This is a genomic window from Luteibacter sp. UNC138MFCol5.1, assembly GCF_900110505.1.
GTDB lineage: Bacteria > Pseudomonadota > Gammaproteobacteria > Xanthomonadales > Rhodanobacteraceae > Luteibacter.
The window spans coordinates 138,223-150,110 of the sequence record NZ_FODZ01000003.1 but is presented as its reverse complement, the minus strand read 5'-3'; the positions used below and the strand labels follow the sequence as shown (position 1 = coordinate 150,110).

Genomic DNA, 11,888 nt, shown 5'->3' with positions numbered 1-11,888 from the left:
ACGGCCTCGGTCTGCGATTTTCGCGAGGTGCCACACATAGAGCGCGCATCGCGAAAACCGATCCTCTCGCCGTGGACCCCGGCGTGCGCCGGGGTGACGAGCCCGGTATCGACAGCAGCGATCCCGGAATTCAGGCGAAAAAAAAGGCCGCTTTCGCGGCCTTTTCTTCAGAACCCGTCGCAGCCGATCAGCGCTGACGAGCCTTGAAACGCGGGTTGCTCTTGCAGATCACGAACACTTTGCCGCGACGGCGAACGACTTTGCAGTCACGGTGACGCGACTTCGCGGACTTCAAAGAGGAAAGCACCTTCACGGCCAGCTCCTGAAACTTTAAGGACAAGGAAAAACGGGATTGTAACGACCTGGACGGGCTAGCGCAAGCGCCCGTCGCCATTCGTCTTTCAGCCGAGCCCGAGCTTGGCGCGGGCCTCGCGGACCGTGCGCAGGAAGCTCTCCAGCACGGGGGACGTATTGTCCACGCGCGAGGCCGCCGCGAGCAACAGGTGGGCCTCCGGATCGTCCACGGGAACGAACGCGACGCCGTCGAGCTTCACGGCGCGAAGCGACGCGGGCACGAGCGCGACGCCGATCTCCGCCGCGACCAGCGGCAGCAGGGAAGGGATCTGCTGGGCCTCCTGGCGGATGTTCGGGCGAAACCCGGCCTTGTCCGCGAGCAGTCCAAGGCGGTCGGTCAGGGTGACAGCGTGCGCGCGGGGCGGGGCGACGAAGCGCTCGGTGGCGAGCTCCGTCATCCGGATGGCGTCACGCTTCGCCAGGCGATGGCCGGCGGGCAGGGCGATGACGAGGGGCTCGTGGTCGATCACTTCCACGTTGAGCTGGCGGGCGTTGGCCACCCCTTCCGGACGGGCGCGCAGGAGGCCGACGTGGATCTGCCCCGAGAGCAGGGCGTCGTACTGGGCCCCGGTGAGCATTTCGCCCAGGTGCAGGCTCACTCCGGGTGCCGCATGTGAGAACCGCAGCAAGGTTTCCGGCAGCGCGCGATGGAATGATACGGAGACGGCGTACGCGAGCCGCAGCTGCCCGGTGAAGCCGGCGGCGGCCTCGGTCACTACGGTCCGGGCGCTTTCGGCGCGGGCGAGGATGGCCTTCGCTTCCGCGAGGAACAGGCGTCCCGGCTCGGTCAGCGCGACTCGGCGGCGATTCCGGTCGAGCAGCCTGACGCCCAGGTCGGCCTCGAGCGACTGGATCTGCTGCGACAACGGTGGCTGCGAAATATGCAGGCGCTGCGCGGCCTGGGTGAAACTCAGGGTTTCCGCCACTTCGACGAAGTAGCGCAGCTGGCGCAGGTCGAACATAGTCGTTTTTCGTATAAGTGGTCGCTGAAAGATATATTGGCCGGAAATTCCTAGGAAATCTAATATCGATCCTGACCTACCACCAACCCCTCCCCCTGGGTCGGTAGGTCCCTCGCCCCGCATCGACGCTAACTACCGGCATCTGGCCTACCTCCCCCCCCGAGGCCCATGCTGAGGCGTCCTCTGCGGGGCGACTTTATTTCCGGGCCCCGGTCGCCAGACCGGGGCCTTGTCGTTTCAGCGGGGCGAAGAGCATCGCCGATGCGATCGGCTCCCACCCTTCGGTAGCATGTGCGACGTACTTAATGCAGGCGCGTCTCGAACCGGCAGCCCGTCTTCTCCCGGACGCTGGCCTCGTCCACGCCCGGCGCGAGTTCGATCAGCACGAGGCCCTCAGGAGTCACGTCGAACACGGCCAGCTCGGTGATGATGCGGTTGACGACGCCCTTGCCGGTGAGCGGCAGGGTGCATTCGGTGAGGATCTTGGGCGAGCCGTCCTTCGCGGCGTGCTCCATCACGACCACGACGCGCTTCACGCCGGCCACGAGGTCCATCGCGCCACCCATGCCCTTGACCATCTTGCCGGGCACCATCCAGTTGGCGATGTCGCCCTCGCAGGTGACCTGCATCGCGCCGAGAATCGAAATGTCGATGTGGCCGCCGCGAATCATCGCGAAGGAGTCGGCGCTCGAAAAGAACGACGCGCCGGCGCGGGCCGTGACGGTCTGCTTGCCGGCGTTGATGAGGTCGGCGTCCACCTCGTCCTCGGTCGGGAACGGGCCGATGCCGAGCAGGCCGTTCTCGGACTGCAGCCACACGTCGACGCCGTCCGGAAGGTGGTTGGCCACCAGGGTCGGCAAGCCGATACCGAGGTTCACGTAGTCGCCGTCGGAGAGTTCCAGGGCGGCGCGCTGCGCCATCTGATCGCGGGTCCAGGCCATGGGAGTCTCCTTCAGGCGCGCACGGTGCGCTGTTCGATGCGCTTAGACGGCGCGGGATTGTGCACGATGCGGTCGACGTAGATGCCGGGGGTGTGGATCTGGTCCGGATCGAGTTCGCCGATCTCCACCATGATCTCGACCTCGGCGACGCAGACCTTGCCCGCGGTGGCGGCCATCGGATTGAAGTTGCGCGCGGTCTTGCGGTACACGAGGTTGCCGGAGGGGTCGGCCTTCCAGGCCTTGACCAGCGCCACGTCGGCGACGATCGAGCGCTCCATCACGTACATGTGGCCGTCGAATTCGCGGGTTTCCTTGCCTTCGGCCACCTGCGTGCCGTAACCCGTGCGCGTGAAGAAGGCCGGGATGCCCGCGCCGCCGGCGCGCAGCTTCTCCGCGAGCGTGCCCTGCGGGGTGAACTCGACCTCGAGCTCGCCCGCGAGGTACTGGCGCTCGAATTCCTTGTTCTCGCCGACGTACGACGAGACCATCTTGCGGATCTGCCGCGTCGCGAGCAGCTGGCCCAGGCCGACGCCGTCGATGCCCGCGTTGTTGGAGACCGCGGTGAGGCCCTTCACGCCCGAATCCCGCAACGCCTCGATGAGGAGCTCCGGGATGCCGCAGAGGCCGAAGCCGCCGACGGCGATCGTCTGTCCGTCGGCCACGAGGCCTGCCAGGGCCTCACCGGCCGAAGCGACACGTTTGTCGCGGGAGTGCGACTTCACCTGGTTCATGCGTCATCGATCCTTCCGGACGGTCCGGCCGCCGGTTCGCCCCTCATGATAGCGGAGGGCGGGGCGGCCCCGCGGGTGCCCTTTGGTCCAATCGCATCCGTGCACGATTCCGCCAAGAACTCGCCCGTGGACGGCGCTTTGATGGGCGGCGTTCCATCCTCGGCACCTTAGTCATTGGGAGAACCCACGTGAGCAAGCAGAAGATCGGTGTGATCGGCATGGCCGTGATGGGCCGCAACCTGGCATGGAACATCGAGAGCCGCGGGCACGCGGTGTCGATCTTCAATCGCAGCAAGGAGAAGACCGACGAGGTGATGGCCGAGAGCTCGGGCAAGAAGCTCGTGCCGACGTACACCCTCGAGGAATTCGTCGACTCGCTGGAGAAACCGCGCCGCATCCTGCTCATGGTGCAGGCCGGCAAGGGCACCGATGCCGTGATCGAGCAGCTGCGTCCCCTGCTGGACAAGGGCGACATCCTGATCGACGGCGGCAACACGTTCTACAAGGACACCGTGCGGCGTGGCGACGAGCTGGCCGCCGACGGCCTGCACTTCATCGGCACAGGCGTGTCCGGCGGCGAGGAGGGCGCGTTGAAAGGGCCGTCCATCATGCCGGGCGGACCGCGCGACGCGTACGATCTCGTGGCGCCGATCCTCACCGAGATCGCGGCCCGCGCACCCGACGGCGAGCCCTGCGTCACCTACATCGGCCCGGGTGGCTCGGGTCACTACGTGAAGATGGTTCACAACGGCATCGAGTACGGCGACATGCAGCTGATCGCCGAAAGCTACGCCGTGCTCAAGCACGTGCTGGGGCTGTCGAACGAGGAACTGGCCGACGTCTACCGCGAGTGGAACGAGGGCGAACTGGACAGCTTCCTCATCGAGATCACCTGGAAGATCTTCCGCCGCAAGGACGAGAAGACCGGCAAGATGCTGGTCGACGTGATCCTCGACCGCGCGGCCCAGAAGGGCACCGGCAAGTGGACGAGCCAGAGCGCCCTCGACCTCGGCGTGCCGCTGACGCTGATCACCGAATCCGTGTTCGCCCGCGTGCTTTCGTCGATGAAGGACGAGCGCGTGGCGGCGAGCAAGGTGCTCGCGGGACCGGCGGCGAAGCCATTCGGTGGCGACCGCAAGGCGTTCATCGAATCGGTGCGCCGCGCGCTTTATATGAGCAAGATCATTTCTTACGCCCAGGGCTTCGCCCAGCTGCGTGCCGCCTCCGACGAGAACCAGTGGAACCTCCACTACGGCGCCATCGCCAAGATCTTCCGGGCGGGTTGCATCATCCGGGCGCGCTTCCTGCAGAAGATCACCGAAGCGTACGACCGCGACGGCGCGCTGAAGAACCTGCTCCTCGATCCATACTTCCGCGACATCGCGCAGGATTACCAGGCGGCGCTGCGCGAGGTCGTCGCGGCGGCCGTGGGTACCGGGGTGCCGGTACCGGGTTTCTCGGCGGCCGTGGCTTATTACGACAGCTACCGGGCGGACACGCTGCCGGCGAACCTGATCCAGGCCCAGCGCGACTTCTTTGGCGCCCATACCTTCGAACGCGTCGACGAGAAGGGCAGCTTCCACGCCGAATGGGCGGAATGAGATCCTGAACGGCCGTCCGGAAAGCCCGCCCGCGGCGGGCTTTCCGGGTTCGCGCCGTGTCGTGGTGCGAATTGCGCCACACCGTCTTCACGCGACGCTGGCGCTGTAACAACCCTCCCTTTAGAGTTGGCGCATTCGGCGGCACCCCAGGGTGTGCCGACCGGGTCCAACGAGGGAGTACGTTGTTTCATGTTGAGAAGTTCGCTGATCGGCGCCACGGCGCTCGCGGTCGCTCTTGCCGGATGCACGACGCTGCCGCAGCCCCGCGACGATGGGTCGCTGCAGCGCGAGGCGCTCGCAGGCACCGAAAAGCCCGTTCCCCGGCCGCTCACGGTCGGCACGACCAATCCGCCGGTTCCGCCGGCCGCCCAGCCCGACGTCACGACGGGCACGGGTGAATTCGTCAAGGCCGTCGGCCTGCCGAAGGCGAAGCCGGTCGACGCGGGCGCGGGCACGGTCACCTTCAATTTCGAGAACCAGCCGGTCGAGTCGGTGGTCAAGGCCATCCTCGGCGACCTGCTGCACGAGAATTATTCGATCGTGCCCGGCGTGCAGGGCAACGTGTCGTTCTCCACGTCGCAGCCGGTCACCGCCGAGCAGGCGCTGCCGATCCTCGAGACGCTGCTCTCGTGGACCGGCAACGCGCTCGTCCGCTCGGGCGACCGTTACGTGGTGCTGCCCGCGAAGGACGCGGTCGCGGGCAACCTCGTGCCGAGCATCGGCGCGTCGGCACCGCCCGGCGGTCTGCAGGCGCGGCTGTTCCCGCTGCACTTCATCTCCGCCACCGAGATGCAGAAGCTGATCAAGCCGTTCGCGCGGCCGGACGCCACGCTGCTGGCGGACCCGACGCGCAACGTGCTTGTGATGGCCGGCACCCCGAGCGAACTGGAGAATTACCAGCGGACCATCGCGACGTTCGACGTCGACTGGCTGCGCGGCATGTCCGTAGGTGTGTTCAGCCTGCAGCGCGCGGAAGTGAAGGACCTCACGCCGACGCTCGACAAGCTGTTCGGCGAGAAGGGCAACACGCCGATGGCGGGCCTGCTGCGCTTCATTCCGATCGAGCGCACCAATTCGCTCGTCGTCATCAGCCCTCAGCCGGCCTACCTCGACGAGGTGAAGAGCTGGATCGACCGCATCGACCGCGGCGGCGGCAACGAGCCGCAGCTGTATGTCTACGACGTGCGCAACGTGCAGGCGGCGGATCTGGCCGATTACCTCTCCGACATCTATGGCGGCGGATCGGGCGGCGGCCGTTCGGGCGATCGCGGCGGCCGCGTGGGTCCCGGCCTCACCTCGGGCACGCTCGGCGGCGGCGACAGCGACCTGGGCAACCGCGGCGGCTCCGGTCTCGGCAGCACCACCGGTTCGTTCGGCAACAGCACGTCGAATTCGTCGGGGCTGCTCAACACCACGAACAACAGCGGTTTCGGTAGCGGTTCCTACGGTTCGAACGGAAGCATGGGCTCGTCGTTCGGCGCGGGCGGCTCGTCGGGGGGCGGCTTCGGCGACGACGACTCGTCGCGCCGGCAGCACAGCGGTCCGGTCACCACCGATGAAGGCGTGCGCATCACCTCGGTGGATGCGAACAACCAGCTGATGGTCCGCGCGCGTCCGTCGCAGTGGGCCGAGATCGAACAGGCGATCAAGCGTCTCGACGCCGTGCCGCTGCAGGTGCAGATCGAGACCCGCATCCTCGAGGTCGCGCTCACCGGCAGTTTCGAGTTCGGCGTGCAGTGGTACCTCGAAGGCCTGGTCGGCGGCACGAACGGCTCGGTCGGCCAACCCGGCAACAAGCAGCAGTGGGCGCTGGGCGACGGCGGCAACGTCTTCACGCAGGGGAAAGATGCGTTCTTCTATTCGTTCGTGAACAACAACCTCGCCGTCGCGCTGCGTGCGATCGAGAAGAGCGGCAATACGAAGACGCTGTCCGCGCCGTCGCTGGTGGTGCTGAACAACCAGAAGGCGCACATCCAGGTCGGCGACCAGATTCCCATCACGCAGACGTTCGTGAACACGAACGCGAACTCGGACAACACGATCGGCCAGGTGGAATACAAGGACACCGGCGTGATCCTCAACGTGCGTCCGCGCGTCAATCCGGGCGGCCTCGTGTACCTCAACATCAACCAGGTCGTGAGCGCGCCGGGCCCGAGGGACATCAACACGACCAACTTCCCCATCCAGCAGCGCGAGGTCTCCACGCAGGTGGCGGTGCAGAGCGGGCAGACGGTCCTGCTCGGCGGCCTCATCAAGCAGCAGGAAGGCACGTCGGATACCGGCATTCCGGGACTGAACCGCATCCCGGTGTTCGGCCGCCTGTTCGGCTCGACGGTGCGCAACCGCGACCGCACGGAGCTGATCGTGCTGATCACCCCGCGCGTGATCAGCAATGGCGACGAAGCGAAGCAGGTCACCGACGAGTACCAGCAGAAGTTCGAATCGCTGCGGCCGTTCCGTGCCGAGGCGCCGGCCGGCACCCGTCCGGCGACGGTCGTGTTGCCGCTCAACAAGCCCTGAGGCGGCGGCGGGCGCACGTCAGCGCGCTCCCACCCGAAGGCACGCGGGTGGGGGCGGCCCCGGTCGGGGAGGATGCTCGCGGCAGGGCCGTGGCTTGCCGGAGCCACCGTCACACAAATTCGGCAGCGTCGAACCGTGACGCAGGCCGCACACGCCGTACTCACGGAAGCCGTCGCAGATTGGGCCAGCGACTCCTGTGGGGAGAATCCGGTGATCCAAGACCTGGCTGGCTGGTCGAAGGTGCTCGAACTGATGCCGACCGCGATGTTCATTCGCGACGCCAGGCACCGCTGGGTGCTGGTCAACCGGATGGGCTGCGAGTATTTCGGCATCCATCCCGACGAAGTGATCGGGCGCAGCGACAGCGAACTCTTCCCGCCGGACCAGGCCGCGCGTTTCGCCGCCGGGGACGATGCCGTGCTGCGCAGCCACGAGGTGGTCGAGACCGAGGAAACGGTGACCGACATGCAGGGGCGGGTCCGCACCCTGCTCACGCGCAAGACCTGCGTCGAACTCGAGGGCACGCCGCATGTGCTGGCGTCGGTCACCGACATCACCGAACTGCGCGAGTCCGAAGCGCATGTGCGCTGGCTCGCCTGTCACGACGCGTTGACCGGCCTGTCGAACCGCACGGCGCTGTTCAGCCGTCTGGATGCCGCGATCGCACGAGCCGCCGGGGGCGGTGGCAAGGCCGCGCTGTTCTACCTCGACCTCGACGGCTTCAAGCGCGTGAACGACACCTACGGCCACCTCGCAGGCGACGAGTTGCTCGTGCAGTTCGGCACGCGCCTGCGTAATCTCGTCGCGCCGGGCGACACCGTCGCGCGCATCGGCGGCGACGAGTTCGCGCTGCTGGTGGAAGACGGGGGCGACCTCGACATCGAAGCCGTCGCCGAGAAGATCCTCGTCCTCGCCAGCATGCCGTTCGACGTGCCGGCCAACACCGCATTCATCGGAACCTCCGTCGGCGTGGTGCCCATCGACACGGATGCCGTCGCGGCCGGCGAAATGGCACGCAAGGCCGACAGCGCGCTCTACGAGGCGAAACGCGCGCGCAACCGCCATGTGATCTACACCAACGAACTCGACAACGCGCTCGCCCATCGGCGCAAGGTCGAGATCGCCCTGCGCCAGGCCCTGCGCACGGGCGAGGGCCTCGACTGCTACTACCAGCCGCTCGTGCGCGCGAGCGACGGCAAGGTGATCGGATTCGAAGCCCTCGCGCGCTGGCGGCATGCCGAGCTCGGCGCGGTGCCGCCGGTGCAGTTCATCGGGGTGGCGGAAGAGACCGGGCTGATCGGTGCGCTTGGCGAGTGGATCCTGCGTACCGCCTGCATGCGGCTGGCGCCGATGGGCGACATGTTCGTGGCGGTGAACGTCAGCGCGGTGCAGTTGCGCGATGACCGTTTCGCCTCGATGGTGCTCAACGCGCTGGCCGAGTCCGGCCTGCCGCCGCACCGCCTCGAGCTCGAGATCACCGAAACGGCGATCGTCAACGCGGACAGCACGACGGTGCGCCTGCTGAAGAACCTCCGCCGCGACGGCGTGCGGATATCGCTGGACGACTTCGGCACGGGTTATTCGAGCCTGACGCTGCTGAAGGACCTCGACGTCGACAAGGTCAAGATCGACCGCTCGTTCGTGCAGATGGCGCCGTTCGCCGACGATTCCGCCGCGATCGTGCGCGCCGTGTCGAACCTCGGCGCGGCGCTGGGCCTGTGCGTGGTGGCGGAGGGCGTGGAGACGGAACAGCAGCGCGCGTTCCTGCGCGAGGCCGGCTGCGACGAACTGCAGGGGTACCTCTTTTCCGCCGCGGTGCCGCAGGAGGGGATCGACCGGGTCCTCGGTTTCTTCCCTGCGAACGAGCCGGTCTATTCGGCGGGGTAAGCCTCGGCCGGCATCGGCCAGGTGCGGCGCAGGTCGGGCATGCCGGGCACGGTGGTCGGCTGCGGGAGCGGCAACGGCATGCGCATGCCGAGGATGCCGCCGGTGGCGTCGCCGACGATGGCGATCACGCAGCCGCCGCTGTCCTGCGACGTGCCGAACGACAGGCGCCCCCAGGGCATCTGCATCACGAGATAGCGGTTGGGCAGCATCGACGGGGCGGCGGGCAGCTTCGTCTCGGACGACGGCGCGTGGAAGGCTTCGTCCACCTCGGCGCGCTGGAAGCAGGGGCGCTGTTCGAGCTGGATCGAGGTGAAACGGACCATCGGGACGTCGCCGCCTTCGTTGAAACCTCGGGCTTCGAACGCCGTGATCCGGTAGCCGTCGCGGGTGACGAAGGGCTGGCTGCGCACGATCTGCGGCGGGGCGTCGGCGGTCGCGTGCAGGCCCCCGGGCAACTTGTTCGCGAGCGCGTCGACCGCGTTGGGTAACGTGCCCATGGTCCCGTTGATGATCTCCACCAGGGTCTTGTCGCTGCGGGGCACGCTCACCGGCACGGCGCCGACGGACATCGCCAGCGGCGCGACGAGCAGGGGAGCCAGGAAGCGGAGGTGGCGCATGGAGTCCGGAGCGGCGGGTTCGGGGGCGCTAGTGTGCACGAGTTGGCGATTTTCTACGCAGGGCGGATGGCATGGCGCGCCGCGCGGCCTTGCACTTGGCCCGATCGCCCGGATATTCCCCATAACGCCCCCAGCCCCGCCCCGATGACATCCCTGCGCTTCGACAACGCCTTCGTCCGTGAGTTGCCCGCCGACCCCGATCACCGGAACGTGCCGCGTCAGGTCGCCGGCGCGGCCTATTCGTTGGTCGACCCGACGCCGGTCTCCGACCCGCGGACGATCGCGATCTCGGACGAGGTGGCGGCGATGCTGGGCATCGCGCCGGAAGCGCCGGACTTCGCGCAGGTGTTTTCGGGCAACGTGCGCTGGCCGGGCATGACCGGGTACGCGATGGCGTACGGCGGGCACCAGTTCGGACACTGGGCCGGGCAGCTCGGAGACGGCCGGGCGATCGGGCTGGGCGAGGTGGTCACCGCGCAGCACGGGCGGCAGGAGCTCCAGCTGAAGGGGGCCGGGCGGACGCCTTATTCGCGAGGCGCGGACGGGCGCGCCGTCCTCCGCTCGTCCATCCGCGAGTTCCTCTGCAGCGAGGCGATGCATCACCTGGGCGTGCCCACCACGCGTGCGCTGTCGCTGGTCGCGACGGGTGACAGCGTGGTGCGCGACATGCTTTACGACGGCCATCCCGCGCCTGAACCCGGCGCCATCGTGTGCCGTGTCGCTCCGTCGTTCGTGCGCTTCGGCTCGTTCGAGCTGCCGTCCTCGCGCGGCGACGTGGCGCTCCTGCGACAGCTCGTGGACTTCACCATCGTCCATCACTACCCGCAGTTCGCCGATCTTCCGGGAGAGGAGGGCTACGCCGCGTTCTTCGCCGAGGTCTGCGAACGTACCGCGCGGCTCATGGCGCACTGGATGCGCGTGGGCTTCGTGCACGGCGTGATGAACACGGACAACATGTCGATCCTCGGGCTGACCATCGATTATGGCCCGTATGGCTGGATCGACGATTTCGATCCGGACTGGACGCCGAACACGACCGACCGGCAGCAGAAGCGCTACCGTTTCGGCCAGCAGCCGCAGGTCGGCTACTGGAACGTGCAGCGGCTCGCGCAGGCGTTGTCGCCGCTCTTCAGCGGCGTCGAGGCGCTGCACGCGGGCCTGGCCCGTTACGTCGAGGTGTTCGAGGCGTCGGACGCGGCGTTTTCCGCCGCGAAGCTCGGGCTCGCGCAGCCCGACGCGGGTGACGATGCCCTGATCGCCGATCTCCGCGGGTTGCTCCGTGCGGGCGGCATGGACATGACGATCTTCTATCGCGACCTGGCGGCGCTCGATCCGCACGCGCCGCACGTGGACACGGTCGGAGCGTCGTTCTACGACGACGCGGGGCGCGTCGCGGTCGAGGACGCGCTGCAGGCGTGGCTGCGGCGTTACGCGGAGCGCGTGCGTGCCGACGGCGCCGCGGAGAGCGGGCGCCTGGCATTGATGCACGCGGCCAATCCACGGTACGTGGTGCGCAACTACCTCGCCCAGCAGGCGATCGATCGCGCGGAGCAGGGCGACGAAACCGGCGTGCACGAGTTGCTCGATGTCCTGCGCCGGCCGTACGACCTGCAGCCCGGCAAGGAACACCTAGGCGGTCGCCGTCCCGACTGGGCGCGCGAGCGTGTCGGCTGTTCGATGTTGTCGTGCAGCAGCTGAGTCGGTGGGACTGTCGCTCTTCCGGGCGCCTCGCCGTGGGCACCGGCGTACGCCGGTGTGACGGGTAGGCGGGCGCGACGTTCCCGAACTACCCACGCACCCTCATCGTCGCACCGGTGCAACGGGCTAAGGGGGCGCGACGTTCCCGAACCACCTAAGGGCCCTCACCGTCGCACCGGCGTACGCCGGTGCCCACGGCGGGGCCTACGTCCGGGCGACGGCGCCTCACGCGCCAGCGCTTCTCGCGCAGCGTCTGGCGAACGTCAACGACCGGGGGTCGCGTTATCCGGCGGTAGTTCGGGCGTCGCCTTCCTCAGCGACTGCTTCACCGTGCCGACGTCGGCGGTGTCGTCGCTCATGTCGCTGGCGGTGGCGTGGTCCTGGCTCATGCCGTCCGCGCCGGTCATCTTGATCGAGCGTGTGCCGGTGAAGCGCATGGCGTCGTTCGCGGCTTGCTGGTTCGCCGCCGCCTTCGCGGGGGCGGACGGTGCCTCCTGCGCGAACACGCTACTGGCCAGCAGGCAGCCCGCGAGAAGGACAAGGATGGGTGTCGTGCCGCGCATGATCTGTCTCCCCG

General features: G+C 67.9%; 10 protein-coding genes. 4 read left to right on the top strand and 6 right to left on the bottom strand.

The features are described from left to right. Positions 1-187: 187 nt before the first annotated feature. From ykgO to BMY69_RS08960, 4 genes are all read right to left on the bottom strand, one after another. Positions 188-313: a type B 50S ribosomal protein L36 gene (gene ykgO, locus BMY69_RS08975; RefSeq protein WP_029213509.1), complete on the bottom strand. Its 126-nt coding sequence runs from the start codon at positions 311-313 to the stop codon at positions 188-190. 88 nt (positions 314-401) lie between these two features. After that, positions 402-1,316, bottom strand: coding sequence for a LysR substrate-binding domain-containing protein (locus BMY69_RS08970; RefSeq protein WP_090177300.1), 915 nt, complete (start codon positions 1,314-1,316; stop codon positions 402-404). A gap of 302 nt (positions 1,317-1,618) precedes the next feature. Further along, positions 1,619-2,257 carry a CoA transferase subunit B gene (locus BMY69_RS08965; protein WP_090177297.1) on the bottom strand — a complete coding sequence of 213 codons (639 nt, stop codon included), beginning with the start codon at positions 2,255-2,257 and terminating at the stop codon, positions 1,619-1,621. A gap of 11 nt (positions 2,258-2,268) precedes the next feature. After that, positions 2,269-2,988: a CoA transferase subunit A gene (locus BMY69_RS08960; RefSeq protein ID WP_090177295.1), complete on the bottom strand. Its 720-nt coding sequence runs from the start codon at positions 2,986-2,988 to the stop codon at positions 2,269-2,271. Positions 2,989-3,176: 188 nt separating this feature from the next. Here BMY69_RS08960 and gndA point away from each other — a divergent pair, with 188 nt between their 5' ends. From gndA to BMY69_RS08945, 3 genes are all read left to right on the top strand, one after another. After that, entirely contained in the window at positions 3,177-4,589 is a 1,413-nt protein-coding gene (gene gndA / locus BMY69_RS08955; protein ID WP_090177292.1) for an NADP-dependent phosphogluconate dehydrogenase, read from the top strand. 189 nt (positions 4,590-4,778) lie between these two features. Next, the gene (gene gspD / locus BMY69_RS08950) at positions 4,779-7,109 is read left to right on the top strand and encodes a type II secretion system secretin GspD (RefSeq protein ID WP_090177290.1); all 2,331 of its coding nucleotides are present in this window, start codon (positions 4,779-4,781) and stop codon (positions 7,107-7,109) included. Between the two features lie 210 nt (positions 7,110-7,319). Then, positions 7,320-8,996, top strand: coding sequence for a putative bifunctional diguanylate cyclase/phosphodiesterase (locus BMY69_RS08945; RefSeq protein WP_177191122.1), 1,677 nt, complete (start codon positions 7,320-7,322; stop codon positions 8,994-8,996). Here the strand turns inward: BMY69_RS08945 and BMY69_RS08940 are convergent. Next, on the bottom strand, positions 8,981-9,613 hold the full coding sequence (locus BMY69_RS08940; RefSeq protein WP_090177284.1) for a hypothetical protein: 633 nt from the start codon (positions 9,611-9,613) through the stop codon (positions 8,981-8,983). The genes BMY69_RS08945 and BMY69_RS08940 overlap by 16 nt on opposite strands. 144 nt (positions 9,614-9,757) lie before the next feature. On the opposite strand from BMY69_RS08940, the gene BMY69_RS08935 reads away from it, so the two are divergent. Next, the gene (locus BMY69_RS08935; protein ID WP_090177281.1) at positions 9,758-11,311 is read left to right on the top strand and encodes a protein adenylyltransferase SelO; all 1,554 of its coding nucleotides are present in this window, start codon (positions 9,758-9,760) and stop codon (positions 11,309-11,311) included. A 263-nt stretch (positions 11,312-11,574) separates the two neighbouring features. Here the strand turns inward: BMY69_RS08935 and BMY69_RS08930 are convergent, their stop codons facing one another. Then, the gene (locus BMY69_RS08930) at positions 11,575-11,874 is read right to left on the bottom strand and encodes a hypothetical protein (protein WP_090177278.1); all 300 of its coding nucleotides are present in this window, start codon (positions 11,872-11,874) and stop codon (positions 11,575-11,577) included. Between the last annotated feature and the right edge of the window lie 14 nt (positions 11,875-11,888).